Annotated in this window: 23 protein-coding genes and 1 pseudogene; 11 read left to right on the top strand and 13 right to left on the bottom strand. The window is 71.2% G+C overall.

Annotated elements, in window-relative coordinates; genetic code table 11:
• Positions 1 to 2 precede the first annotated feature (2 nt).
• Positions 3 to 878, top strand: a complete 876-nt coding sequence (locus tag PUR53_RS38630; protein WP_329897367.1) for an acyl-CoA thioesterase — start codon at positions 3 to 5, stop codon at positions 876 to 878.
• Between the two features lie 57 nt (positions 879 to 935).
• Here PUR53_RS38630 and PUR53_RS38625 read toward each other — a convergent pair whose 3' ends face one another.
• The 7 genes from PUR53_RS38625 to PUR53_RS38595 all read right to left on the bottom strand — a co-directional run bounded on the left by PUR53_RS38625 (position 936) and on the right by PUR53_RS38595 (position 7,777).
• Positions 936 to 1,982 (bottom strand): DUF6397 family protein, encoded by a 1,047-nt coding sequence (locus PUR53_RS38625; protein WP_329897368.1) that lies wholly within the window; start codon positions 1,980 to 1,982, stop codon positions 936 to 938.
• A 130-nt stretch (positions 1,983 to 2,112) separates the two neighbouring features.
• Positions 2,113 to 2,526 carry a roadblock/LC7 domain-containing protein gene (locus PUR53_RS38620; protein WP_329897369.1) on the bottom strand — a complete coding sequence of 138 codons (414 nt, stop codon included), beginning with the start codon at positions 2,524 to 2,526 and terminating at the stop codon, positions 2,113 to 2,115.
• Positions 2,527 to 2,750: 224 nt separating this feature from the next.
• Positions 2,751 to 3,356, bottom strand: coding sequence for a GTP-binding protein (locus PUR53_RS38615; RefSeq protein WP_329897370.1), 606 nt, complete (start codon positions 3,354 to 3,356; stop codon positions 2,751 to 2,753).
• Between the two features lie 187 nt (positions 3,357 to 3,543).
• Positions 3,544 to 3,960, bottom strand: a complete 417-nt coding sequence (locus PUR53_RS38610) for a DUF742 domain-containing protein (RefSeq protein ID WP_329897371.1) — start codon at positions 3,958 to 3,960, stop codon at positions 3,544 to 3,546.
• Positions 3,961 to 3,980: 20 nt separating this feature from the next.
• Positions 3,981 to 4,418, bottom strand: coding sequence for a roadblock/LC7 domain-containing protein (locus PUR53_RS38605; protein ID WP_329897372.1), 438 nt, complete (start codon positions 4,416 to 4,418; stop codon positions 3,981 to 3,983).
• Entirely contained in the window at positions 4,415 to 6,949 is a 2,535-nt protein-coding gene (locus PUR53_RS38600) for a sensor histidine kinase (RefSeq protein ID WP_329911460.1), read from the bottom strand. The genes PUR53_RS38605 and PUR53_RS38600 overlap by 4 nt, the downstream gene beginning before the upstream one ends.
• Positions 6,950 to 7,000: 51 nt before the next feature.
• Entirely contained in the window at positions 7,001 to 7,777 is a 777-nt protein-coding gene (locus PUR53_RS38595) for an MHYT domain-containing protein (RefSeq protein WP_329897374.1), read from the bottom strand.
• A 151-nt stretch (positions 7,778 to 7,928) separates the two neighbouring features.
• On the opposite strand from PUR53_RS38595, the gene PUR53_RS38590 reads away from it, so the two are divergent.
• From PUR53_RS38590 to PUR53_RS38580, 3 genes are all read left to right on the top strand, one after another.
• Positions 7,929 to 8,528 (top strand): class I SAM-dependent methyltransferase, encoded by a 600-nt coding sequence (locus PUR53_RS38590; RefSeq protein ID WP_329911459.1) that lies wholly within the window; start codon positions 7,929 to 7,931, stop codon positions 8,526 to 8,528.
• Positions 8,529 to 8,681: 153 nt separating this feature from the next.
• Positions 8,682 to 8,978 carry a hypothetical protein gene (locus PUR53_RS38585; RefSeq protein WP_329897376.1) on the top strand — a complete coding sequence of 99 codons (297 nt, stop codon included), beginning with the start codon at positions 8,682 to 8,684 and terminating at the stop codon, positions 8,976 to 8,978.
• A 159-nt stretch (positions 8,979 to 9,137) separates the two neighbouring features.
• Positions 9,138 to 9,995, top strand: coding sequence for a hypothetical protein (locus tag PUR53_RS38580; protein WP_329911458.1), 858 nt, complete (start codon positions 9,138 to 9,140; stop codon positions 9,993 to 9,995).
• 43 nt (positions 9,996 to 10,038) lie between these two features.
• Here the strand turns inward: PUR53_RS38580 and PUR53_RS38575 are convergent, their stop codons facing one another.
• Positions 10,039 to 10,251: a hypothetical protein gene (locus PUR53_RS38575; protein ID WP_078853702.1), complete on the bottom strand. Its 213-nt coding sequence runs from the start codon at positions 10,249 to 10,251 to the stop codon at positions 10,039 to 10,041.
• Positions 10,252 to 10,470: 219 nt separating this feature from the next.
• Between PUR53_RS38575 and PUR53_RS38570 the strand changes: the two genes are divergently transcribed.
• Together PUR53_RS38570 and PUR53_RS38565 are read left to right on the top strand one after the other, a co-directional pair.
• Complete coding sequence (locus PUR53_RS38570) at positions 10,471 to 13,335, top strand: DEAD/DEAH box helicase (RefSeq protein ID WP_329911456.1); 2,865 nt, start codon at positions 10,471 to 10,473, stop codon at positions 13,333 to 13,335.
• A complete protein-coding gene (locus tag PUR53_RS38565) occupies positions 13,332 to 14,633 on the top strand; it encodes an SWIM zinc finger family protein (RefSeq protein WP_329911455.1) in 1,302 nt (433 codons plus the stop codon). Before PUR53_RS38570 ends, PUR53_RS38565 begins: the two co-directional genes overlap by 4 nt.
• 55 nt (positions 14,634 to 14,688) lie before the next feature.
• Here PUR53_RS38565 and PUR53_RS38560 read toward each other — a convergent pair whose 3' ends face one another.
• Both PUR53_RS38560 and xylA read right to left on the bottom strand, forming a co-directional pair.
• Positions 14,689 to 14,994, bottom strand: coding sequence for a hypothetical protein (locus PUR53_RS38560; RefSeq protein ID WP_329897380.1), 306 nt, complete (start codon positions 14,992 to 14,994; stop codon positions 14,689 to 14,691).
• A 495-nt stretch (positions 14,995 to 15,489) separates the two neighbouring features.
• Positions 15,490 to 16,656: a xylose isomerase gene (gene xylA / locus PUR53_RS38555; RefSeq protein ID WP_329897381.1), complete on the bottom strand. Its 1,167-nt coding sequence runs from the start codon at positions 16,654 to 16,656 to the stop codon at positions 15,490 to 15,492.
• Between the two features lie 145 nt (positions 16,657 to 16,801).
• Here xylA and xylB point away from each other — a divergent pair, with 145 nt between their 5' ends.
• From xylB to exaC, 5 genes are all read left to right on the top strand, one after another.
• Positions 16,802 to 18,247, top strand: a complete 1,446-nt coding sequence (gene xylB, locus PUR53_RS38550) for a xylulokinase (protein WP_329911454.1) — start codon at positions 16,802 to 16,804, stop codon at positions 18,245 to 18,247.
• Between the two features lie 221 nt (positions 18,248 to 18,468).
• On the top strand, positions 18,469 to 19,677 hold the full coding sequence (locus PUR53_RS38545; protein WP_329897383.1) for an ROK family transcriptional regulator: 1,209 nt from the start codon (positions 18,469 to 18,471) through the stop codon (positions 19,675 to 19,677).
• Positions 19,678 to 19,879: 202 nt separating this feature from the next.
• Positions 19,880 to 20,479 (top strand): N-acetylmuramoyl-L-alanine amidase, encoded by a 600-nt coding sequence (locus PUR53_RS38540; protein ID WP_329897384.1) that lies wholly within the window; start codon positions 19,880 to 19,882, stop codon positions 20,477 to 20,479.
• A gap of 85 nt (positions 20,480 to 20,564) precedes the next feature.
• Positions 20,565 to 21,848, top strand: coding sequence for a GAF domain-containing protein (locus PUR53_RS38535; protein ID WP_329911453.1), 1,284 nt, complete (start codon positions 20,565 to 20,567; stop codon positions 21,846 to 21,848).
• A 98-nt stretch (positions 21,849 to 21,946) separates the two neighbouring features.
• Positions 21,947 to 23,470 carry an acetaldehyde dehydrogenase ExaC gene (gene exaC / locus PUR53_RS38530; RefSeq protein WP_329911452.1) on the top strand — a complete coding sequence of 508 codons (1,524 nt, stop codon included), beginning with the start codon at positions 21,947 to 21,949 and terminating at the stop codon, positions 23,468 to 23,470.
• Between the two features lie 159 nt (positions 23,471 to 23,629).
• On the opposite strand, the gene PUR53_RS38525 is transcribed toward exaC, so the two are convergent.
• From PUR53_RS38525 to PUR53_RS38515, 3 genes and pseudogenes are all read right to left on the bottom strand, one after another.
• A complete protein-coding gene (locus PUR53_RS38525; RefSeq protein ID WP_329911451.1) occupies positions 23,630 to 25,021 on the bottom strand; it encodes an integrase in 1,392 nt (463 codons plus the stop codon).
• Positions 25,012 to 25,209, bottom strand: a complete 198-nt coding sequence (locus PUR53_RS38520; protein ID WP_097282426.1) for a helix-turn-helix transcriptional regulator — start codon at positions 25,207 to 25,209, stop codon at positions 25,012 to 25,014. Before PUR53_RS38520 ends, PUR53_RS38525 begins: the two co-directional genes overlap by 10 nt.
• A gap of 587 nt (positions 25,210 to 25,796) precedes the next feature.
• Positions 25,797 to 25,892, bottom strand: a pseudogene (locus tag PUR53_RS38515) (transposase family protein); the annotation flags it as partial.
• Between the last annotated feature and the right edge of the window lie 12 nt (positions 25,893 to 25,904).

Genomic DNA, 25,904 nt, shown 5'->3' with positions numbered 1-25,904 from the left:
ACATGACGACCAACCCCGCCGAGCGGCTCGTCGACCTGCTCGACCTGGAGCAGATCGAGGTCAACATCTTCCGCGGGCGCAGCCCGCAGGAGTCCCTGCAGCGGGTCTTCGGCGGACAGGTCGCCGGCCAGGCGCTGGTCGCCGCCGGGCGCACCACCGAGGGAGACCGGCCCGTGCATTCGCTGCACGCGTACTTCCTGCGCCCGGGCCGTCCCGGGGTGCCCATCGTGTACCAGGTCGAGCGGGTGCGAGACGGCCGGTCGTTCACCACGCGCCGGGTCACCGCCGTGCAGCAGGGCCGCACGATCTTCAATCTGACCGCCTCCTTTCACAAGCCTGAAGAGGGGAGCTTCGAGCACCAGCTGCCGCCGGCCCGCAAGGTTCCGGACCCCGAGTCACTGCCGACGGTGACGCAGGAGATCAGTGAGCATCTGGGCAGGCTCCCCGAGCAGTTGGAGCGCATGGCCCGGCGTCAGCCCTTCGACATCCGGTATGTCGACCGGCTGCGCTGGACCGCCGAGGAGGTCGAGCACGCCGAGCCGCGCAGCGCGGTGTGGATGCGCGCTGTGGGTCCCCTCGGCGACGACCCGCTTGTGCACACCTGCGCGCTGACGTACGCCAGCGACATGACGCTCCTGGACGCCGTCCGTATCCCGGTGGAGCCGCTGTGGGGGCCCCGTGGCTTCGACATGGCGTCGCTCGACCACGCGATGTGGTTCCACCGGCCGTTCCGCGCGGACGAGTGGTTCCTGTACGACCAGGAGTCCCCGATCGCGGTCGGCGGCCGCGGACTGGCCCGCGGCCGTATCTACGACCTGGAGGGTCGCCTGCTCGTGTCGGTCGTCCAGGAAGGGCTGTTCCGCAAACTCGGCGCCTGACCGCAGGCGCGGCGCCGGGCCGGGCCAGCCCGGAGACATGACGCCTGACCGGCCCGCTCAGTGGTGTCCGCGCCGGAGCCAGCCCAGCAGACCGCGTCGCCCCTCGGGAGCGCTGCCGGCGCTGGGCCCGGGGTGCCCGGGACGGCGTAGGCCCCGGCGCGGCCGTCGTCGTGCCGGTCGCGCCGTCTCGACGGGCGTCTCGTGCCGGGCCCCCGAAGGCGGCACCTTCCGGCGGGGCCTCGGGGCGAGTCGGTGCGCTCGGGCCTCGACGAGGGACTGTTGGAGGTCCGTCCGCAGCCATGCGATCTCGTCGGGGTCGTCGGCGGTCATGATCCGTGCCGTGATCCGTGCGGCGGGCGAGTCGGGCGGCCCGTGGTCGGCTCGCGCCGGCCGGTGGAAATGCAGGTGGGCGCGCTCGTAGGGGTCCTGGACGATCTCGGCGACCTGGAGGGGGTCGAGCAGGGAGGCCGGAGCGGCGGCACGGCTCCAGGGGTCGTCGGCCTGCCGCAGCAGGAATCCGAGGTGGCGTCCTCGCCAGTTCCGGGGGCGCAGGTCCAGTCCCGCGTCCAGCCGGCGCCTGAGATCCTCCGGGATACGACCCGTCAGCCACGGAGCGTTCGATTCGTCGTCCGCGAACTGCCGTAGTTCGGCTGCCAGATAGATCCAGATCACTGCGCGGTAGCGGTTGAGATGGAACTTGACCGGCGTGAGCAGTCCCAGTCGGGCGAGGCGCATGAACCGGGTGGGCGGCACGCCCAGGATCTCGGCGGCTGCCTTGGATCCCACGGCATCGACCCGTTCCCGCAGGGTCTGTGGGAAGCCCTTCTCGGCACGGAGCCGGTCGATCTCCGCCCGTGTGATGCGACGGCCTCCGCCTCCGTCGTCGACGACCGTTCGTAGGCAGCCCAGTTGTACGGCAAGGTCGAGTTCACTGCGCTTCAGGCCCAGTTCGCGGGCGGCTCGGCTCAGGGCCAGGGTGCCGCCGGCCGCCCCGGCAGGTGCCGGGGCACCGCGTCGTGCGGTGAGCGTGGGGGGCTCGGTGCTCGCGCTGGTCTGGGTGGTCGTGGTGCGGGTGACGGACTGCGTGACGGTGTCGCCGGACATGGCGGTTCTCCCCCGTGCGGTGTGGTGCTCGCGCTGGTCTCGCGCTCGCCTCGGGAAAAACCGTAGCCCGTTCGCGGAAAGTCGTGGCGGACCTGTGGATAACTCTGCCCGCGAAGGAGAGAACCGCAGGTCAGTGGTCCATTGCGGCCGAGCGTTCGGGGTGCCTGGCGTCCACCCGGAGGTGTTCGCCGACGCGGTTGACCAACAGCGTCATCTCGTAGGCGATCTGACCGATGTCCGCCTCCGCCGCGCTGAGGACGCACAGGCAACTGCCCGGCCCGGCAGCCGTGACGAAGAGCACCGCGTCGTCGAACTCGATCATCGTCTGCCGTACGTCACCGGCGCCGAAGTGGCGACCCGAGCCCTTGGCGAGACTGTGCAGACCCGAGGAGACCGCGGCCAGGTGTTCGGAGTCCTCGCGCCGCAGGCCGGTGCTGGCCGCGGTGACCAGTCCGTCGTTGGACAGCACCAGGGCGTGCCGTATGGGTTCCACGCGCTCGGTCAGGTCGTCCAGCAGCCAACCGAGCCCCGCGTTCTGCGACATCGTTCGCACTCCCCGTTTCGTCGTTCCCCCGGACACGGAGGATCCGACGATTCAGCCTTCCCCACTGCTGCGGTCGGAGCAAGCAGGATCGGAACATGGCGGGGAAGATGACCGACAAGGCATGCCGGTCCTTCCGTGCGAACAGCGACAACGGGTGCTTCCCCACCCGAAACAGCGGTGTCAAGGGACAGGTTCCGGCCAGGGAGAGGCGTGTTGACGCCGGTTCAGCCCACGGAGTCGAGCAGCCGGGCGGTGTGCATGCGCCCCGCGTATTCGACGAGCCGTATCAGCACCTCCTTGCCGGAGTCGCGGTCCCTGGCGTCGCAGAGGACCACGGGGGTGCCCTGGTCGAGATCGAGGGCGCGTGAGACGTCCTGGGCGCCGTGGGCGCGGGTCTCCGAGAAGCAGTTGACGGCGACCACGAAGGGGATGTGCCGGTGCTCGAAGTAGTCCACGGCCGGGAAGCAGTCCTGCAGGCGCCTCGTGTCCGCGAGGACGACGGCGCCCAACGCCCCTTGTGCCAACTCGTCCCACAGGAACCAGAACCGGTCCTGGCCGGGTGTGCCGAACAGGTAGAGCGAGAGCCCCGACCTGATGGTGATGCGGCCGAAGTCCATGGCGACGGTGGTGGTGACCTTCTGGTCCACGCCGTCGGTGTCGTCCACCGACTGGCCCACCTCGCTCAGGAGTTCCTCGGTGCGCAGCGGCTTGATCTCGCTGACCGCGCCGACCAGCGTGGTCTTGCCGACGCCGAATCCGCCGGCGACGAGGATCTTCAATGCCAGGGCGCCCGTGTCGCCGTCTGTCTCATCGGAGTGCTCGGGGACCATCGATCACTTCTCTCGGGAGTGTCGGCCGTGGTGGACATCGGTACGGCTGTGAGGAGTCAGCATCTTGGCAACTGCCACTCGATCGCGGGGCGTTGGACCGGTATTTCATGGCACCGACCGCTTGTGCTCGTTCGGTGCCGGGTTGGATGCGCAAGTCGGTACGGGACGGAACCGTATGTGTGTTCATCTACAGCGCCCTCAGCCCCTCGATCACCTCGCGCAGGATTCGCTCGTCCGGTAGTTGCGCGGGCGGCACGGGTCGGCTGACGGTGACTCGACCCGACTCCAGGAGGTCCCCGAGCAGCACCCGTACGACTCCGACGGGCAGGTCGGCGCCCGCGGCGAGTTCGGCGACCGACTGGGTCTCGGTCCGGCACAGTTCGAGGAGCACGCGGTGCTCCGGACCGAGCGAGGGGTCGTCGGCGGCGGGTGCGCCGGTGTCGAGCGAGACCAGGGCGATCAGGTCGAAGCGGGTCCCGCCGGGGCCGGGCCTGGTGCGGCCGCCCGTCATGGCGTAGGGGCGGACGAGCGGCCCGGCCTCGTTGTCGTACCAACGGCTGCCGGGCGTTTCCTGCGGGGTGCCGGTGTCACTGCCTTCGGTCATGAGCACGGCCCGTCCCTGGTTCATCCGGCCGTGGGCGGGCGCGCGCCGGCGCGGGTCGGGGTGCGGAGGTGCTCTCCGACGCGTTTCACCAGCCGTGCCATCTCGTACGCCACCAGCCCGATGTCGGCCGTGACGGAGGTGAGGAGGGCGAGACAGGAACCGTCTCCGGCGGCGGCCACGAAGAGGAAGCCGTCGTCCATCTCCACCATCGTCTGGCGTACGCCCCCGATGCCGAAGTGGCGGCCCGTGCCCTTGGCGAGACTGTGGAAGCCGGAGGCGACCGCGGCCAGGTGCTCGGCGTCCTCGCGCCTGAGGTCGCCGGAGGCGCCGACCGCCAGGCCGTCGTTGGACAGGACCACGGCGTGCCGCACCTCGCGCACGCGCAGTACCAAGTCGTCCAGCAGCCAGTCGAGTTCACCGGAGCGTTCGGTGGCCCTGGTACTCGGGTCATGGATCATGCGAGGTCTCCTTCGCTGCTGTCGCCGGCCGTCACGGGGGCATGGCCGGTTTTTCTGCCGGGTGCCCTGCCGCCGCCTCGTGCCCAGCCGTCGCGGTAGGCGGCCATGCGGTCCCTGACGAGTTCCGGGGTGCGCTCGTCGTCCGCTCCGGGAGGCGTCGTCGGCGGAGGCTGCCCGGTGTGCCGCTCGCGCAGCTGGGGCGCGAGGTGTGCCTGGCGTACGCGACGCGGCAGGTCATCCGTGCCCTCGGGTTCCGGCGGCCGACGGTGCGGCCTCAGGGTGGTGACGCCGGGGGGCGGCTCGGGCGGGCCGTCCCCCGTGGTCCGTCCGGCGGAGGCGACGGGGGCCGTGAGGGCGGGCCGGTCCGTGGACTGTTCGACGCGTTCCTGTTGCGGGGCCGCGGTCACGCGCGCGTACTCGCGTTCCTCCGGCTGCGGAGATGCTTCGGCGGAGGCACCGGGTGAACGTTCCGCCGCTCCGCTGTGGAGCAGGGTGGTGGGGAGGAGGACCACGGCCGTGGTGCCGCCGTAGGGGGAGGGCCTCAGGTGGACCTTGATGCCGTGGCGGGCGGCGAGGCGGCTCACGACGAACAGGCCGAGCCGGTCGCTGTCGAACAGGTCGAGGGCCTCGGACTGTTCGATGCGGCGATTGGCCTCGGCGAGCGTCTCCTTGCCCATGCCGAGGCCCCGGTCCTCGACCTCCAGGGCGTAGCCGTTGCCCACCGGCTCCCCGGTGACCCGCACGCGCGTGTGGGGTGGTGAGAACTGGGCGGCGTTCTCCACGAGCTCCGCGAGGAGGTGGGTCAGGTCGGCGACCGCGGTGCCGGCGATCTTCGCTTCCGGAAGTTGCCGCAGCTCCACGCGCGCGTAGTCCTCGATCTCGGAGACGGCCGCCCGGACCACGTTCGTCAGGGAGACGGGCATGCGCCAGGCACGCCCGGGGGCGGCGCCGGAGAGGATGATCAGGCTCTCCGCGTGGCGTCGCATGCGCGTGGTGAGGTGGTCGAGGCGGAAGAGGTCGCTGAGTTCGTCGGGATCGTCGGAGCGGCGTTCCATGCTGTCGAGCAGACCGAGTTGGCGGTGGACGAGGATCTGGCTGCGGCGGGCGAGGTTGACGAAGACCCCGGAGATGCCGCTGGCGAGTTCGGCGCGTTCGACCGCCGCGCGGAGGGCGGCGCGGTGCACGGTGCCGAGGGCCTCGGCGACCTGACCGGTCTCGTCCTCCGCGGGTGGGCCGGGCGGGGCCTCGGTGTCGACGTCGATCTCCTCGCCTGCGCGCAGTCTGCGCATGGCGTGGGGCAGTTTGCGGCGGGCGATCTCCAGCGCGCCGTTGCGCAGGCTCACCAACTCGACGACCAGAGCGCGTCCGATGCGTACGGAGATGACGAGGGAGGCGGCGACCGCGGCGAGGCCGAGGAGCACGGCGGCCCCGGCCGGGGTGAGCAGTGCGCGGGTGAACGGGTCGGCCCGGTCGGCGACTTCGCGGCCGGCGTCCGCCTCGATGTCGCGCATGTCCTTCTGCACGCGCGCGTGGGCGGACGTCCAGGCGGCTGCGGGGACGGCCTTCAGCACCTGCGACCCGGCATGGCTCGCGAGCACCTCGTCCTCGAGGGCGCGCAGGTCGGCGTAGGCGTTTCCGCCGGCGAGTGCCTGCCAGGCGGCGCGTTCCGGGCCGCGCAGGTCCGCGCCGGCGGCGTCGGTCAGGGTGCGGCGTGTGTCGACGGCGCCGGTGAACAGCCGCAACCGCTCTCGGTCGAGGCTTCCGGCGATGTGGGCGCCGGACAGGAGCGTGTCCTCCTGCGCCAGCGCCTCGCCCGCGCGGGAGAACTCGAGCAGTACGCGCGCATCGGAGCCGAGTTCGGCGTCCTGGATGCCGGTGAGCGCGCCGCCCACGCCGAAGGCCGTGGAGATGGTGGTGGTGTACCGCTCGTACGTCTCGGCCCAGCCGCTGCGGCGGTCGAGGACCGAGGTCCGCAGCGCGCGCAGGTCTTCGGCGCCGGTCACGAAGCCGGCGAGGCGTTCGGCCACCCCTGCGGGCAGGTCGGTGCCGTCGGCGACGGTGTGGCGGTCGCCCAGGCGCAGGGCGTCCACCGCCCCGTCGGTGCGTCGTGCGAGTCCGCGCAGCGCGCTCTCCCGTTCCGTGGAGGGTGCGGTGGCGTAGCGTACGGCGGCCGCGCGTTCCGCCTGGAGCGCCGCGACGGCGTCGGCGACCGGGCCGCGTACGGAGGCGTCGACGCGTTGCAACTGGCGGTGGCGGGCGACGTCCTGGGCGGTGGTCACGGTGGCGTACGCCCAGAGCGCGAGCAGGGAGACGACAGGCACCATCAGCAGGCAGACGATCTTGGCGCGGACGGTGCGGGGGCGCAGGTGCCGGCGCCCCACGCGGGTGGGTGGTCCGGTCGTCGGGGCACCGGTCCCGTCGGTTGCGAGGGGTTCGTCGGCCGGGGGCCCGGCGTGGGCGCGGCGTCCGCGTATCACGGGTCGGGGCGGCGCCTCGGCGGCGGCTGTCGGGGTCCTGCGGGGTGTACGCATGGCCTCCTCGATCAGGGTTCGGGGGCGGGCTTCGCAGGCCGTCGCGCGCGGCTAGTGGGCGGCGGCGTTCTCGACCGGCCGCTGTGCCGACGCGGATGCCTCGCGCTCACCGGCCGTCGGCGACAGGGCGACGAACGCCGAGGTGAGGAAGAGGTAGGACCCGAGGCCGACGGCGAGGGGGAAGATGAACTGCATCGCCGTGGCCCCGGGCAGGACCGCCGCGGACGGAGTGACCTCCACGCGGACCGCCCACATCGCGGTGTAGTGCATGCTGCTCACCGCTCCGCCCATGACGAGGGAGGCGACGGTGACCGCGAGGGGCGACCTGATGTTGAGCGCCGCCCAGAGGGCGGCGGTCGCGGCGACGACGGCGATCGCGACGGAGAGGGCGACGAGCGCCGGATCGTAGGTCACGTTGCCGTGCAGCCGCACGGCCGCCATGCCCAGGTAGTGCATGCTCGCGACGCCCAGGCCGGTGGTGAGGCCGCCCAGCAGGAGCGCCCGGGTGCGGTCCCGGCTGTAGCCGACGGCGAAGACGCCGCCGCAGACCACGAGCATGGCGACCAGGAGGCTCAGCACGGTCAGCGGCACGTCGTAGCGGATCTCGGTGCCGGTGACGCCGAAGCCGAGCATCGCCACGAAGTGCATGGTCCAGATGCCGGTGCCGATCGCCGAGGCGGCGGTGACGAGCCAGTTGCGGCGGGACCTGCCGGTGGTGGCGAGCGCGCGGAACGTGCAGCGCAGTCCGAGGGCGGCGCCGATGCAGGCCATGGCGTACGACAGCGCGGGTGTCAGCCAGCCGAAGGTGGCGTGGTCCAGGTGTCCCATGGCCCCGGGACGCTAGTGGGGGCACGGGAGCACGGAGGGGGCGCATTTCGAAAGCTGCCGCAATGTGGCGCATATATGCAGGGGAACGATCGCCTCCCGCCCGAACGTGCGCGTCATCCCTCCGCCGTTCCGGTGAGGGATCATGCGGAGCATGAGCGACGACCACACACACGTCCAGGAGTTCTTCACGGCACGCGCGGCTCACTGGGACACCCGGTTCCCCGACGACGGGCCCGCCTACGCCGCCGCGGTCGCCGAACTCGGCCTGCGCGAGGGTGACCGGGTGCTCGACGCGGGCTGCGGCACGGGACGGGCCCTGCCGCCGTTGCGCGGTGCCGTGGGAGCCTCGGGAGTGGTCCTCGGGGCCGATCTGACGCCCGCCATGCTGGAGGCCGCTGTACGGGCCGGACGGGACCGTGACGGGCGGCTGGTGCTCGCCGACGTCGGCCGTCTGCCGCTGCGCACGGCGTCGCTCGACGCGGTGTTCGCCGCGGGGCTCGTCGCACACCTCCCGAGCCCCGCGGAGAATCTGCGGGAGTTGGCCCGGGTGGTAAGGCCGGGCGGCACGCTGGCGCTGTTCCACCCCATCGGCCGGGCGGCGCTCGCCGCCCGGCAGGGGCGGCGGATCACCCCCGAGGACCTGCGCGCCGAGGCGAACCTGAGGCCGCTGCTGGCAGGTTCGGGCTGGCGCATGACGTCCTACGCCGACGAGGACACGCGTTTCCTGGCGCTCGCCACACGGGTGGGCTGAGCCCCACCCTCGCCCGGGAGATCGCTCCGAGCGGGGTCCTGAATGCGCCGTTCGCCGCGCTTCACCCCGCCCTCCCCCTTCTGTGGCAGCGGGTCCGTCTCTACGTTGAGTAGGACGAGCTGTGATACCGACACGGGGGAGTAGGTAGCCCATATGTTCGACAGCGTTCGCAAGTCCTTCGACAGATTCCTCGACTCGTTGCGCGCGGAGCCCACCGCGCAGGAGACGAAACGCACGCACAACTTGTTCGAGGCCGCCGCCGTCTACATCGCGGCGTGCGCCGAGGACGATCAGGACCAGATCGACGAGGCCGTGACCTGGGTGTCCCCCGAGGCCCTGTCGTTCGGAGTGAGCGAGCTGGCGTGCCGGGCGGTGATCGCCCTCGCACGGGAGCGCGACGAGTCGCCGCAGACGGTCGCGCGGTCACTTCTGGGGCTGCCCGCCGCCTGAACGAGTGAGGGTCTCCGGTCGATTCGCCCCTGTCCACCCGGATACCTGCAGCTCGCCCCGGATATCCGCAGCTCCGCACGGGGTTCCCGCTCGTGACAAGGGCCTGCCGGGCGCATTAGGGTGCGCCGACGGACGAGCGAGAGCGATGGGAGGGCCGGCATGGCCGGGACGGACGACGGCGCCGTCACCGCCGGGGACGACGACGCGCTGTATGTGCTGACGGCGGTACTGCTCACGCCCGCGAACTTCCCCAGTGTGCTGGGCGACGACTACCCGGAGGCCTGTGCGGCCCTGGGCCTCGCACCGCTCGCGGACGGTTACGGGATCGTCCTGGGCCAGGACGGCGAGGGAGCGAGGTGGACGGTGGCGGTCGACGACGTGTCCCTGGTCGCCGTGGCCATCGCGTCGTGGGACTGCGGCATGGAGTACGACCTGTCGCCCGACGAGGACACCGTCGTGGCGGCGCTGCCGGGCTGGCCCCTCGCGGTCGCCGTGGCGGCCCCGGGGGTGCCCGCTCCGCACGATCCCGATCCCGAGGTCTCGGACCGGCCTCCGCTGAGTCCGCCGGACACCGGCACCTGGGGTCCCGCGCAGCGGCGTCTGGGCGCCGACGAGATCGCTCTGCAGTGGTCCATGTGGCGGGAGCAGATCGACGACGCCGCGTTCGCGGGGCAGGACGGCTCGGACCGGGCCGCGGCCGGCGAGACTCAGGAAGCCGGGGCGGCTATCGGGAAGGACGACGGCGCTCCCCGTACGGGCATCCGCCGGGTGCTCGCGGAGGCGCGCGCGTACGTGGAGTCCCCGCCGCCGCTCGGGCGGGTCCGCTCCTCGTTCGCGCCGGGTGACGCCCGAACCCTCCGCGCCGACGGTCCCGGCTGGTCGATGGTGGCCAGAACCGACGACATCGCCTTCGTCCTTCTCGACGAGGAACCCGGCGAGGTGCTGCCGGTGGGCAGAGGCCCGGAACTGCCCGGTCTCCTGGAGTCCCTCGACAAGATCGCCGTACGCCCGAACTGATCCCGTGTGCCGCACCGGCCCGCCCGCGCGGGCCGGTGGCACCTCAGCGGCCGAGCTCCTTGCGGCCGGTCCGACGCAGCCTGCGCCGCTGCGAGGGGTCCAGCGCCAGGTACGCGGCCGTGGGGATCCCCAGGACTATCAGGAGATTGGCCCAGAAGGGGAAGGGCAACAGGATCAGCAGGACGATCCCGATTGCCGCACCTCCTGCGACGATCTTCGTGCTCTTCGACATCTCCGTCGCCTCCTTCGCGGCCATCGCCGCTCTCTGTCCTGAAAACGGGATCGGACTCCCCGCAGTTCCGGCGACGACCCTGACGCGTCCCTGAGTCGAACCCCCGTACAACCCTGAGATGCCCTCGCCACGGAACGGGAAAAGTGACGCACCTCACTTAATGGAACGCCGGACGAAGGTTTGAGATGCGGTAACCTCGGCGATTCTGCTTCAGTAGTCAAATTTGAGGAGCCCGGTATCCCTGTGCCGACGAACCCCGCGTCGCCCCTCCCCCAAGTCTCCGAGCTGGCCCGCTGCCGCGCCGTTTTCGTGGCCGCGGACCCCGCCCGCACCGGCCGCGTCGCCTTCTGGCGACCGGACGACGCGGCGCCGCCCCCGGTCGTCCCGGGCTCCGGCGGGGAGCTGACACTCGTCCGGCCCGGCGACCGCGGCGTCCAGCGGGTCACGGTGCCCGTCGTGTCGCTCCCGGTGCACTCCGCGCTGCCGGTGCTCACGCGCGCGCGTGCCACCACCGGTGTCCACCGGTCCACGGCCTTCTGGGGCGCCGCCGCCCTCCTCGCGCTGCAGTTCGCGGCGCGAGGCCTGCTGTTGCCCGGCGTCACCGCGAGCGGACAGGACGCCTGGCGGGCGGGGCCGCTGCGGGCCGAGGATGTGGACCGGGTCAGGGAGCTGGCCGCCGCGATGCCGCCCGAGGCGCACGCGCTGGCCGTCGACGACGGCGAGCCGCCCCGACTGCCGGATCCGGAGCGGCTACTGCGCGCGTTCCTCGACGCCGTCGTGGACGCGCTGCCCCGCTCCCCCGCCGCCGGCATCGCTGCGGGCGGCCCGGCCTTCGCCGCCCGTGATCCGCAGCTCGTTCCCGAACAGCGCGCCTGGGCCGCGGACGTGGCCGCCGGGCACGACGCCGGGGTCCGCGTCTCACTGCGCGTCGAGATCCCCGGGCTCGACTCGCTCCGCGCCGACGACCCGGACGAGGCGAAGCCGACGTTCCGTGTCGTCCCGCAGCTGCACAGCTTGAGCGACCCGGCGCTCGTCGCGGACGCCTCCGCGGTGTGGGCCGACGCGGCCGCCTTCGGCCCGCGCGCGCGGACGGACGCGCTGCTGGCGCTGCGCCGCGCCGCCCGCGCCTGGGCCCCGCTCGGCCCGTTGCTGTCGGCAGCCGTGCCGGACGCCGTGGAACTCGCCGACGAGGAGGCCACCGAACTGCTCGGCGAGGGTGCCCGGCTGCTGGCGACGGCCGGTGTCGACGTGCACTGGCCGAGGGAACTGGCCCGTGGGCTGACCGCCCGCGCGGTCATCGGCCCGCCGGACGGCGACGAGCAGGGCCCTGCCGGACACGCGTCGGACGCCCCGTCGTACCTGTCCGCCGACGCGCTGCTCGCCTTCGACTGGTGGTTCGCGCTGGGCGACCAGCGGCTCACCCGGCAGGAGCTCGACCTGCTCGCGGAGGCGAACCGCCCTGTGGTGCGCCTGCGGGACAAGTGGGTTCTGGTGGATCCGGAGGAGATCCGCCGGGCCCGCGCGCAGCAGGACCGCAAGGTGTCGCCCGTCGACGCGCTCAGTGCCGCTCTGACGGGCTCGACCGAGGTCGACGGCCGGATGGTCGACGTGCTGCCCACCGGGTGGCTGGCGGCGCTGCGGGAGCGGCTGTCGGACCCCGAGGGGCAGGACCCGGTAGGGCAGCCGTCCGCGCTCGCCGCGACGCTGCGGGACTACCAGCTGAGAGGGCTCGACTGGCTGGCCCGGATGACCTCCCTGGGACTCGGCGGCTGTCTCGCCGACGACATGGGGCTCGGCAAGACGATCACCCTCATCGCGCTGCATCTGCATCGGCAGTCGGACCCCTCGTCCGCGGGCCCCACCCTCGTGGTCTGTCCGGCCTCGCTGATGGGCAACTGGCAGCGGGAGATCGAGAAGTTCGCACCGGGCGTGCCCGTGCGGCGCTTCCACGGATCCGGGCGAAGCCTCGACGGGCTCGCCGACGCGGAGTTCGTCCTCACCACGTACGGCACGATGCGGCTCGACGCGCCCCGACTCGCCGACGTGGCGTGGGGCCTGGTCGTGGCGGACGAGGCACAGCACGTGAAGAACCCGTACTCGGCCACGGCACGGGAACTGCGCACCATCGGGACACGCGCGCGCGTGGCGCTCACCGGCACGCCCGTGGAGAACAACCTGTCCGAACTGTGGGCGATCCTCGACTGGACCACGCCGGGTCTCCTCGGCCGGCTCGGCAGTTTCCGCACCCGGTACGCACAGGCCGTCGAAGGCGGCCGGGACCCCGCCGCGGCGGAGCGGCTCGCCCGTCTCGTACGGCCGTTCCTGCTGCGGCGCCGCAAGTCGGACCCGGGCATCGCGCCGGAGCTCCCGCCCAAGACGGAAACCGACCGTGCCGTGTCGCTCACCAAGGAACAGGTGGGGCTGTACGAGGCGCTGGTCCGCGAGACCATGGCGGAGATCGCCGCCGCCGACGGCATGGAGCGGCGGGGACTGATCGTGAAGCTGCTGACCGGGCTGAAGCAGATCTGCAACCACCCCGCCCAGTTCCTGAAGGAGGAGAGGCCGCGGATCCCTGGCAGGTCGGGGAAGTTGGAGCTGCTGGACGAACTGCTGGACACCATCCTGTCCGAGGGGTCGAGCGTTCTGATCTTCACACAGTATGTTCGGATGGCTCGGCTGCTGGAACGTCACCTGGCGGTGCGCGGGGTGCCCACCCGCTTCCTGCACGGCGGGACACCGGTGCCCGAGCGGGAGGCAATGGTCGAGGGCTTCCAGGACGGCGAGGTGCCCGTCTTTCTGCTGTCGTTGAAGGCAGCCGGGACGGGGCTGAACCTGACGCGGGCCGAGCATGTCGTGCATTACGACCGCTGGTGGAACCCGGCCGTCGAGGCGCAGGCCACCGACCGGGCGTACCGCATCGGACAGACACGGCCGGTGCAGGTGCACCGGTTGATCACGGAGGGCACGATCGAGGACCGCATCGCGGACATGCTGCTGCGCAAGCGGGAGTTGGCCGACGCGGTGCTGGGCGCCGGCGACGCGGCGCTGACCGAGCTGTCCGACGCCGAACTGGCCGATCTGGTGGACCTTCGAGGGGACGCGCGATGACGGAACGCACGGAACATGACGAAGAGCGCACGTTCGCCGCACTGCCTCCCGTGAGCGGCGGAGGTTTCGCGCGGACGTGGTGGGGCCGGGCCTGGCTGAAGGCGCTCGAGGACGCGGCGCTGGACGGGGAGCAGGTGAAGGCGGGGCGCAGGTTGGCGCGTGCGGGGGCCGTGGGCGCCGTGTCGGTGCGCCCCGGGCGCGTCACGGCGGTCGTCCAGGACCGTGACGGCACCGGCCGTCGTGCCGACGTCCTGCTTCAGGAACTGTCCGGGGATCACTGGGACCGTTTCCTCGACATGGCGGTCGAGCGGGCCGGGCACGTCGCCGCCCTGCTCGACCGTGACATGCCGCCGCATCTGGTCGAGGACGCCGCGACGGCTGGAGTCGAACTGCTGCCCGGGCTCGGTGACCTGGAGGCGGAGTGCGAGTGCGGTGCCTGGGACCATTGCGGACACACGGCGGCGCTCTGCTACCAGGTGGCCCGCCTGCTGGATCAGGACCCTTTCGTCCTGCTGCTGATGCGCGGCCGCGCCGAACGTGCGCTGCTGGACGAACTCCACCTGCGTGGAACCGAGTCGGCGGCGGGCTGCCAGGACTCACACGATGGCCTCCCGACGGGCCTCGTGGAGAGCCACCGGGACGGTGTGGACGCCGCCGAGGCGTTCGCCACGGGGGAGATCCTGCCGCCGCTCCCCGAGCCGCCCCGGTTGCCGACGGAGCCCGGATTGCCGCCCTCCCTGGACACCGAGACCAGGCCCGCGCCGGGACTCGACCCGACAGCGCTGAAGTTCCTGGCGGCGCAGACGGCGCAGGAGGCACACCGGTTGCTGGCCGAGGCTCTTTGCCCCGGCCACGAGCAGCAGCCCCTGGGCGACGAGTTGACGTTCCGCCAGGACGTGGTGCGGCTGGCCGCCGGTGCCCCGGCAGCGAGCATCGCGGCACGGCTCGGCGAGGGTTCGGGACGCGGCCGGGAGGGGCTGGCGCTCGCCGTCCGCGCCTGGCGGTACGGCGGGGCGGCCGGTCTCGCCGTACTGGACGAGGAGTGGCCCGTACCGGCGGAGTCGCTCGCACGCGCGCGTGCGGCTCTGGAGACGGCATGGGACGAGGGCGAGCGGCCTTCGCTGCGGTCCACGCACAACCGCTGGACCGTCGTGGGCGGGTCGACCCAACTGCGCCTCGGGCGGGACGGCCGCTGGTGGCCCTACCGCAAGGAGCGGGGTCGCTGGGCACCGGCGGGCCCGGCGGCACATGATCCGGCGACGGCACTGGCCTCGGTCACCGGCGAACCCGACAGCTGACGTCCGGGAGTGAGCCCGTCACTCGAACTTGTCACTCACCCATCACTCGCACTCATCACTCCGTGTGGCCGACCGGGTCCGGGAAGAGTGAGTCGAGGTCGCTGGGCAAGCCGGTCGGGAATCCGCTCGGCAGATCACTGGGGAATCCGCTGGGCAGATCGCTGGGCAAACCCGAGGGCAGCGTCGGAAGGTCGCTGGGCAGCCCGGACGGAAGGCTCAGCGACGGGGTCGGCGAAGCACTCGTACCGCCACCGGTCCCGCCCGACGGCTTCTCGTCAGGCGATCCCTCGCCCCCGGCGGCCACCAGCACCACGGCGAGGACGGCACCGAGGGTGATGACCACCGCCAGCGCGATGAGCACGAGCCTGCGGCGCCCGTCGGGGGCGGGCCCACCGGACGGATCAGGTGGCTGCCAGCCCCCGCCCTGACCCGGGGGCTGCCAGCCACCACCTCCCCCGGTCGGATCGCCCGGCGGCGGACCGAAGCCCCCTGACGGGGGACCGAACCCGCCGCCGTTCGACGGAGGTGATCCGTCCGGCGGGCGGGGCGGCTGGGACGGTGGCGGCGGCATGCCCATACCGTCCAGAGTCGCCGCGAAACGGCCAAGGCGCGAGCTCCGCGCGGGAGTTGCTACGGACTCATGCCGTGGACCGCATGATTCCGGCACATTCCGCGCCGACCGACCGAGGGAGGCGTAGGAGTCGGCCGAGACAGCGCCCGACCGGAGGAGGGGAGCCCTGACCGCCTCGGCTTCAGCATCGCTCCAGCCCTGAGCCTGAGCTGCGGCTCAGCTTCGGCTCGTTCGGCATCGGCTTCGGCTTCGGCTTGAACGGAAAGGGCCCCCACGCGCGGGTGGTCAGTCGCGCGCACCCAGCAGGTGGTCCATCGCCAGCTGGTCGAGCTGCTCGAAGGCCATGCCGCGCGCGGCGGCGGCCTCGGCGTCGAACTCCTCGAAGGCCGTCCGGTCCGCGAGGAGCGCCTGCAGGCCGTCGGCGGCCGTGGGCTGGGCCAACTGGTCCAGCCGGGCGGCGCGCAGCGCCTCCTGGACCGCCGGGTCCGCGCGGAAGGCGGCCGAGCGCTCCTTGAGGATGAGGTAGTTGCGCATGCAGCCCGCGGCCGACGCCCACACACCGTCGAGGTCCTCGGTGCGCGGCGGCTTGAAGTCGAAGTGCTTCGGCCCCGCGTAACCAGCGCTCTCCAGCAGGTCGACCAGCCAGAAGGCGGAGCGCAGGTCGCCGGCGCCGAAGCGGAGGTCCTGGTCGTACTTGATGCCGGACTGGCCGTTGAGGTCGATGTGGAAGAGCTTCCCCGCCCAGAGGGCCTGCGCGATGCCGTGCGGGAAGTTCAGCCCGGCCATCTGCTCGTGGCCGACCTCGGGGTTCACGCCGTAGAGCTCCGGGCGCTCCAGGCGCTCGATGAACGCCAGGGCGTGGCCGACGGTGGGGAGCAGGATGTCGCCGCGCGGCTCGTTCGGCTTGGGCTCGATGGCGAACTTCAGGTCGTAGCCCTGGGAGGTGACGTACTCGCCGAGGAGGTCGAAGGCCTCCTTCATGCGGTCGAGCGCGTCCCGGACGTCCTTGGCGGCGCCGGACTCCGCGCCCTCGCGGCCGCCCCAGGCGACGTAGATCTTGGCGCCCAGCTCGACCGCCAGGTCGATGTTGCGGATCGTCTTGCGCAGCGCGTACCGGCGGACGTCGCGGTCGTTGGCGGTGAAAGCGCCGTCCTTGAAGACGGGGTGCGTGAAGAGGTTGGTGGTGGCCATGGGCACGGTCATGCCGGTCGTGTCCAGGGCAGCGCGGAAGCGCTTGATGTGCTCCTCGCGCTCGCTGTCCGAGGATCCGAAGGGGATCAGGTCGTCGTCGTGGAAGGTCACACCGTAGGCGCCGAGCTCCGCCAGACGCTGCACCGACTCGACCGGGTCGAGGGCGCGCCGGGTGGCGTCGCCGAACGGGTCCCTTCCCTGCCAGCCGACGGTCCACAGGCCGAAGGTGAACCTGTCGTCGGGGGTGGGTTGGTAGTTCATGCCGCGGCTCCTTGCGCTCCGACTATTTCGTCATGGCGATTTACAAATTAGTATGCGGACGCGTCTCTGGGAAGACAAGATGTCGCCGGACGGAGGCGTCAGCCGCGTCAGCGGCGGTCACGAGCCGCGTGAGAAGGAGAGCCCGATGTCAGCTGCCGAGGGTCCGCTCGTCGTCGGTGTGGACTCGTCCACACAGTCCACCAAGGCCCTGGTCGTCGACGCGTCGACCGGTCGGGTCGTGGCGAGCGGACAGGCGCCGCACACCGTGTCCTCCGGCTCCGGCCGGGAGAGTGACCCCCGCCAGTGGTGGGACGCGCTGTGTGAGGCGCTGCACCAGTGCGGGGAGGCGGCGCGTGAGGCCTCGGCGGTGTCGATCGGTGGCCAGCAGCACGGTCTCGTCACTCTCGACGCCCGGGGCGAGCCGGTGCGGCCGGCGCTGCTGTGGAACGACGTGCGTTCGGCGCCGCAGGCTGCCCGCCTGGTCGAGGAACTGGGCGGCGCGAAGGCCTGGGCGGAGCGTGCCGGCAGCGTGCCGGGGCCGTCCTTCACCGTGACGAAGTGGGCCTGGCTGGCCGAGAACGAGCCCGAGGCCGTTCGCGCGACCACCGCCGTGCGTCTGCCGCACGACTACCTCACCGAGCGTCTCACCGGCCAGGGCACGACCGATCGGGGCGACGCCTCCGGCACGGGCTGGTGGGCGTCGGCGACGGAGGAGTACGACGCCGAGGTGCTCGCGCATGTCGGGCTGGACCCGACGCTGCTGCCCCGTGTGGTCCGGCCGGGTGAGGTCGCCGGGACCGTCCGGGACGCCCACGAGTTGCCTTTCGCCAAGGGAACCCTGGTCGCCGCCGGTACGGGTGACAACGCGGCCGCCGCGCTGGGGCTCGGGCTGCGCCCCGGCACGCCGGTGCTGAGCCTGGGGACCTCCGGCACGGTGTACGCCGTCTCCAGGCGCCGCCCGGCCGATCCGACCGGCACCGTGGCGGGTTTCGCCGACGCGCACGGGGACTGGCTGCCGCTGGCCTGCACCCTGAACTGCACCCAGGCCGTCGACCGGGTCGCCGCCCTGCTGGGCCTCGACCGCGAGTCCGTCGAGCCCGGCACGGATGTCACCCTCCTCCCCTACCTGGACGGCGAGCGCACGCCGGCCCTGCCGCACGCCTCGGGCCTGCTGCACGGGCTGCGTCACGACACGACCGGCGGACAGTTGCTGCAGGCCGCGTACGACGGTGCGGTGCACTCGCTGCTCGGCGCGCTGGACCTGGTGCTCGACTCCGACGCGGACACCTCCGTACCGCTGCTGCTGATCGGCGGGGGCGCGCGGGGTAACGCCTGGCAACAGACCGTGCGCCGCCTTTCGGGGCGTGCCGTGCAGGTCCCCGAGGCCAGGGAACTGGTCGCGCTGGGCGCCGCCGCGCAGGCCGCGGGGCTGCTCACCGGCGAGGACCCGGCAGCGGTCGCCCGCCGCTGGGGCACCACCCGGGGGCCGGTGCTGGAGGCCGTGGAGCGGGACGAGGAGACGCTCGCCAGGATCTCCCGGGTGCTGTCCGACGCCGCACCGCTGCTGGACCGCGGACCGGACAGCGACTGAACCGGGCGAGGGGAGCCCGGACCGGCAAGGGGCGTCCGGACCGGCGAGGGGCGTTCCGGACCGGCGAGGGGGTGTCCCCGGACCGGCGAGGGGGCCTCTCCAGTGGGAAAATCCGATTCCGGCATGATCTACAGGGCACGGACAGCAAAACGCACAGGGGCACCCGCGGGATCACCCGCGGGAATACGCACCGGCACGCACCGACGGGAGCCGAGGGAGGCATGACCGCACCACTGCACGAGACCCACCCGAGCGGCTCCGGCCGCCGCCTGCCCGACAACCAGCAGGGCATGCGGCGCCGCAATCTCTCCCGGGTCATGCACACCGTCAACGCCGAGGGGCCGCTGTCCCGGGCCGCCGTCGCCTCGCACATCGGCCTGACCCGGGCCGCCGTGTCGACGCTGGTGGACGAGCTGATCCGTTCAGGGCTCCTGGAGGAACTGGGTCCCGAGCGTCCCGGCCGGGTCGGACGGCCGGGCTCGGCGCTCGCCCTCAGCGGACGCGGCCCCGCCGGTGTCGGCGCAGAGATCGGCGTGGACCACCTCGCGGTCTGCGCCGTGGATCTGCGGGGTGAGGTACGGGCTCGGGCGGTGCGGCACGGCACCAACCGCCGCCGGGCGCCAGAGCCGGTCATCGAGGAGCTGACCGAACTCGTCCGACAGGTCGTCGCGGAGGCGGAGGGCGAAGGCCTGTGGCCCGCGGGGCTCGCCGTCGCCGTGCCCGGGCTGGTGGCGAGCGACGCCCGCACGGTGGTCCGCGCCCCCAACCTCGACTGGCACGACACGGACCTGGGCGCCCTGTTGCCGACCGATCTGCCGGTGACCGTGGACAACGAGGCCAACTTCGGCGGCCTCGCGGAACTCTGGCTCGGGGACGGCACACCGCCCGACTTCCTGCACGTCTCCGCGGAGATCGGCATCGGTGGCGCGGTCGTCGTGGACGGTCGGCTGCTCCGTGGAACACGTGGATTCGCGGGCGAGTTGGGGCATGTCCCCGTCCGGCCGGAAGGCCCCGACTGTGCGTGCGGTGGACGCGGCTGTCTGGAGCAGTACGCCGGTGAGGAGGCGGTTCTACGGGCGGCCGGACTGGAAACGGGCGAACACCGTGTCGAGTTCCTCGCCGAGCGGGCCGCCGTCGGCGACAAGGACGTGCACCGGGCCCTGCGCGGCGCCGGCACCGCGCTCGGGGTGGCGCTGACCGGCGCGGTGAATCTGCTGGACCCGCAGACCGTGGTGCTGGGCGGCGCCCTGGCCGCCCTGGCGCCCTGGCTGCTGCCTTCGCTGGAGCGGGAGTTGGCACGACGGACTGCCGGTCCTGCGTGTTCCGTCACCGTGTCCCGACTGGGCTCCGAGGGGCCCCTGCTCGGGGCGGCGCACTCGGTGGTGCGTGGTGTGCTGGACGATCCGGCGACGGTCGGGGTGCGGCCGTAGCCACGTGTCCCCCTGTCGGGTGACGAAGTTATCCACAACTCGCTGGTTTTCCACCGTTCTCCACACGCCCGGGCAGCCGATCGGCAATCGCCGTACCGTGATCCACGTGAGGCGCAGCCGTTCGACCTGCGGACGCGTCTACGAGTACGCATGCGAGCCAACCAGCGCAGGACCACTCACCCGAACGGAAAGGCAGAGCCACATGGAGCGAGCCAGGCCGTTGCCGAGCAGGCGGCGGCTCCTGCGGGGCACCGCCCTCGCCGCGATTCCCTACGCGTTGCTCCCGAGCCCCCGGGCCGACGCCCAGTCTCCGCCGCTCGACCACACACCCGCCCGATGGGAGCCGGCCAGCCCCGCCAACTACACCGCGGCCGACCGTCCGTCCGGCCGGCCCATCGATCTGGTGATCATCCACGTCACGCAGACCACGTACAAGAACACGCTGCCCGTCTTCTGGAACCCGGCGAAACAGGTCTCCGCGCACTACCTGCTTCGGGCGGCCGACGGACGGGTCACCCAGTGCGTCCGAGAACGCGACATCGCCTGGCACGCCGGCAACTGGGACTACAACGCACGGAGCATAGGCATCGAGCACGAGGGCTGGATCGACCGGCCCGAGTACTTCACCTCCGCCATGTACGAGCAGTCCGCGGCGCTCACCGCGGCGATCTGCGACAGGCACGGCATCCCGAAGGACCGCGCCCACATCCTCGGTCACTACGAGGTGCCGGGCACCGACCACACCGATCCGGGGCCGCACTGGGACTGGGACCGTTACATACGCCTCGTCGGAGCCGTCTGACGTTGCCGTAGCGCGCGGCTTGTCGGGGCGCGGGTCCGGCGGTGACGATGGGTTCCAGCCGTGAGCGCATGTCCGGGAGGCCGAGTTGACCGATCCATGGGTGGCTCTGGAACCGGGCGCCGACCCCGTCGAACGGGTGCGGGTGCTGCGTCGCGCACATGAGGCGTTCACACAGCGGGGCACGGTGGCGCGACCGGTGCGTTCCGTGGTGGCGGACTCGTGGCGGCGTTCGGCGAAGGCGGGTGTCGGACCGGAGGGCACCGCTCGGGTGGAACTGACGGACGGCGACCTCGGTTCCTACCGCGCGGAGCATCCGCTGGCCCGGGTGATGCCGTTGGTGCGCGAGTTGCTGGGCTCGTTCGCGTCGGACGGCGAACACCTGCTGGCCGTGTGCGACGCGCAGGGCAGACTGCTGTGGGTGGAGGGGGACGCGGCGACCAGACGGCGGGCCGACCGGATGAACTTCGTACCCGGTGCGCGGTGGGCGGAGTCCGCGGTCGGGACCAACGCTCCGGGCACCGCGGTCGCCCTGGACCGGCCCGTGCAGGTGTTCGCGGCCGAGCACTTCATACGGCGGGTGCAGCCGTGGACGTGCGCGGCGGCGCCGGTGCACGATCCACGCACCGGGCGGGTGCTCGGTGCGGTCGACATCACCGGCGGCGACGGCCTGGCGCATCCGCACAGCCTCGGCTTCGTCCAGGCGGTCGCCCGGGCCGCCGAGTCCCAGCTCGCCCTGCTCGCCCCGCCCGGGGCTTCGGCGGACGCGCTCGAACTGGCCGCTCTGGGCCGGGACGAGGCGCAACTCCTGGTCCGTGGACGGAAGATCAGGCTCAGTCGGCGGCACAGCGAGATCCTGGTGCTGCTCGCCCGCCACCCGGAAGGACTGTCCGGCGACGAACTGCTCTGCGCGCTGTACGAGGACGAGTCGGTGACACCGGTGACGCTGCGCGCCGAGCTGGCGCGGCTGCGCCGTCTCCTCGGGCCTGGGTTGCTGGGGTCACGGCCGTACCGACTGACGGTTCCCGTCTCGTCCGATGTGGCGGTGGTCGAACGGCGCCTGGAGACGGGCGCGGTGACGGCGGCCGCGTCGGTGTACGGGGGCCCGCTGCTGCCGGGCTCGCAGGCGCCGGCTGTCGTACGGCTGCGGCGCAGGCTCGCCGACGGGCTGCGCACGGCGCTGATCGCCGGGCACGACCCCGACCTCCTGGCGGACTGGGCGCACGCGCCCTGGGGCGAGGACGACGTGGAGGTGTGGCGGGCGCTCGCCACCGTACGCCCGACACCGGCCGTACGGTCCCGACTGCGCGAACTGGAGGCGGAACTGTCCGCGCCACCGGACTGGGTGCACCCTCGTCCTCGACGACCGTGAGGGATGCGGAGGCGCAACGTCGTTGCAACATTGTGGCTCCTAGCCTCCCCACGAGAGCCGCCCAACGGCGGGTGGCGCTTCTCGGGAGGCAGGTATTCATGACCCGTTTCGCAGCGCCCGGTACGGATGGCGCGGTCGTCTCCTACGAGGCGCGTTACGACCACTTCATCGGGGGTGAGTACGTGCCGCCGGCGCGCGGGCAGTACTTCGAGAACCCGAGTCCGGTGAACGGGCTGCCGTTCACCGAGATCGCGCGGGGTACGAGCGAGGACGTGGAGCGCGCGTTGGACGCGGCGCACGCGGCCGCGCCCGGCTGGGGGCGCACGTCCGTGACCGAGCGTTCGGACGTCCTGCGGAGGATCGCCGACCGGATGGAGGCGAATCTGGAGCAGTTGGCGGTCGCGGAGAGCTGGGAGAACGGCAAGCCGGTGCGGGAGACGCTGGCCGCGGACATCCCGCTTGCCATCGACCACTTCCGGTACTTCGCCGGGGCGATCCGCGCGCAGGAGGGTTCGCTGGCGGAGCTCGACGACGACACGGTGGCGTACCACTTCCACGAGCCGTTGGGAGTGGTCGCCCAGATCATCCCGTGGAACTTCCCGATCCTCATGGCGACCTGGAAGCTGGCGCCGGCGCTGGCGGCGGGCAACGCGGTCGTGCTCAAGCCGGCCGAGCAGACCCCGGCGTCCATCCACGTCTGGATGAGCCTGGTGGCTGATCTGCTTCCGCCGGGTGTGGTGAACATCGTCAACGGGTTCGGGGTGGAGGCGGGCAAGCCGCTGGCGTCGAGTCCGCGGGTGGCGAAGGTGGCGTTCACGGGCGAGACGACGACGGGGCGTCTGATCATGCAGTACGCCTCGGAGAACATCACGCCGGTGACTCTCGAACTCGGTGGAAAGTCGCCGAACATCTTCTTCGACGACGTGTGGTCGGCGAACGACGACTTCCGTGACAAGGCCCTCGAAGGCTTCACGATGTTCGCGCTCAACCAGGGCGAGGTGTGCACCTGTCCGTCGCGGGCGCTGGTGCAGCGCGGCAACTACGCCGAGTTCATGGAGGCGGCCGTCGCCCGCACGGAGCAGATCAAGACCGGGCACCCGCTGGACACCGAGACGATGATCGGCGCCCAGGCCTCCAACGACCAGCTGGAGAAGATCCTCTCCTATCTGGACATCGGTCGGCAGGAGGGCGCGAAGGTCCTGACCGGCGGGGAACGTATCGAACATGACGGCGACTTGAAGGGCGGTTACTACGTCCAGCCGACGATCTTCGAGGGCGACAACCGTATGCGGATCTTCCAGGAGGAGATCTTCGGTCCGGTCGTCTCCGTGACCTCGTTCAACGACTTCGACGACGCCATCAAGATCGCCAACGACACGCTGTACGGCCTGGGTGCGGGTGTCTGGACACGTGACACCAACACCGCCTATCGCGCGGGCCGTTCCATCCAGGCGGGCCGGGTCTGGACGAACTGCTACCACGCCTACCCGGCGCACGCCGCGTTCGGCGGCTACAAGGGTTCGGGTATCGGCCGCGAGACCCACAAGATGATGCTGGATCACTACCAGCAGACGAAAAACTTGTTGGTGTCGTACTCGCCGAAGAAGCTGGGCTTCTTCTAGGCACAGAAAAAGGGCGCCTGACCTGGTTAAACACCCGTCAGGCGCCCTCCGGTGCCTGGACTCAGGCACCGAGTCGATATGTACCCCTACTCCCAATATCTCCCGCAGGTATCCCACGTCTGACCAGCTGTTCCGGGATATATCCGGGCCAGATCCCGCTTACGCGCCTTCACGGCCGCCGTCCGGTGCCTCCCATTGCTTCATCGACTCCTCGATCATCCGGTTGGCGTGGTCCCGTGCCTCGGCCAGGAACTTGGCGTAGTAGCGGAAGAGAACCTGGATGCTCTGTCCCGCTCGGCGTGCGCACTCTGCGGGGTCGACACCGGATGCCAGCCAGAACGAGATGCCGGCATGACGCAGGTCGTAGGGGCGCTTGGCAAGTTCGAGAGCGTGCTCCTCAAGCGTGAGGGTGGCCTCGCGTGCTCGTCTCCAGGTGATGCTGTATGCCGCGAAATCGATGTAGTTCCCGGCTGCGTTCTGGAACACCCTTCCGTCGGCCGCGACGCCGAAGCGCTGGATGTGCTCGCTCAGCATGCGGACGAGTACTGGAGGTATGGGCACAGGGCGCGTGGCCTTGCTCGCGCGCCGTTTCAGCGAGTGGATTTCGTGGACGGCACCGTCATCCGTCCACTCCTTGCCGGCGGTCACTACACCGCCTTTGAGATTCAGCAGACCCCAGCCGTTCGCCGGCAGACGGCACTGGTTCCGCTTCAGGTGAATGACCTCTGCCGGGCGCATGGACGCGTAGTACATGCAGCCGAAGAAGGCGTAGAGGTGGGGTCCACGGCCAGGCAGAGCCCTGACAGCCGTGAGAAGTCGAGCGACCTGGGCGGGATTCGGCACGCAGTCGGGATCGACCTCATCGGCGACCTCCGGTGCCGCCCAGCGAAGGCCATTCAGTGGATGGTGCGAGAAGTAGCCGCGTTCCATGGCTGCCACGAAGACCTCGTTGACCGCGGCCTTCTTCCGTTTGGCGGTCGTCGCGGCAGCCGCCGTTCCGTCCACCTTCCGGCACAAGGCGTCCAGACCGCGGCGCAGCACAATGGGGTCCTCCAGTTCGCTGACCGGGAGCGAGTGCCGCCGTAGCCAGTCCAGCGCGGTCCGCCACTCTTCGCACGGCTGGCCCCTCCATGCCTTCTTGTTGAAAGCGCACGAGTAGAGGGCGCGTCGCAGGACACGGGGCTCGCGATACGCAGACCCTGGTTCGACGAAAGCAGGGGTGATCGTCGCCAGCGCGTCAGCGAGCGTGCGGCGGGTGTTGCCCGGGGTACGGTCCCACCGGTGCTCGATGTACTCCCGGGCCAGGTCGTACCAGGTAGTCCGCTGCTTCAAAGCCCGAAGCTCGGAGGCCGGCAGGCCGGTTCGTGTATCGAACGGCTCACCGTCACGAGCGGCGGTGATCAGCTTCGAACGTCGACTCTCGGCGAGCCCCTTGCTGATGAACGACTCGGAGTTCTCCAGGCCGTTCACCGTCCAGCGAACCTCATAAGCCTTACGGCGGTTATCCCGTTCCCGTATTTCCCAGAACCGGACTTTGTAACTCATCGCCATGCAGGCGTATCCCTTTCACACGCTTCCCACCACGCGTCGAGATCGGCGCGGCGGCAGCGCAGTTCACCGTTGGGCAGCTTGATCATTCGGGGTGCCTGACCACGAGCGCGCAGCCGATAGAAGGCCGATGGACTCATACGGATCTCAGCGAGAACCTCGGCGAGCTTGAGCGCAGGGGGGCGAGCCAATTGATGATTCCTCGGGGTGTCGGAAGTCTTCTCCAGACGGCCGGGCGGGAGCGGGCAACTTGCAGTGCTCCGCAGCACAGGCCGCAAGACCCGAACGGCTCCTGTGCCTTCGCAGCCGACGGGAATGGCATCAATGGTCTACGTGATCACCGGTTTGGCTAACCGGCGATCGTGGTCTATGTTGTCCACCCCCAGGACACTCACAGACACTCCGAGAAGGCAGACCCACTCGGCCGCCGCCTGGAGCAGCCGCTCGGCAAGTCGGGCCGAGGCAGGCAATACATCGTCACTGACTCCTTACTTCGGCGTCGTTGTACGTTGCCATGCTTCCGAAACGAGATCCAGTCTTTGAGGGCCTTCCTCGTCTGCCGTGGGCGAATTTGGCGCAGGTGATGCCTGAGAATGCCAAATTCGGCGTTGCTGGGGGAAGCAGCCAAAAATTCCGACCGGCGCCTTACAGGTATGCCGGCCCCGGCTGATTACTTACAAAAGACCGCCACAGGGCTGTCCTTCTCGTGTCGCTTCTCGGCGAGTGCAGTCGAACACAAGCCTGTTCAGGTAGTCCTGTACGGGCAGATGAGCCTTGGCTGCCAAGGCACCACCAACCCCGCGACCAGGCAGGCGAGATGACGCCGAGAGATCCCCGTGAACAGCCGATGCGCCAGGACCGCCCGATTGACCATGATCGCCACACC

It is taken from the genome of Streptomyces sp. SP18BB07, assembly GCF_036322545.1.
GTDB classification, from domain to species: Bacteria; Actinomycetota; Actinomycetes; order Streptomycetales; family Streptomycetaceae; genus Streptomyces; species Streptomyces deccanensis.
This window is presented reverse-complemented; position numbering and strand designations above follow the sequence as displayed.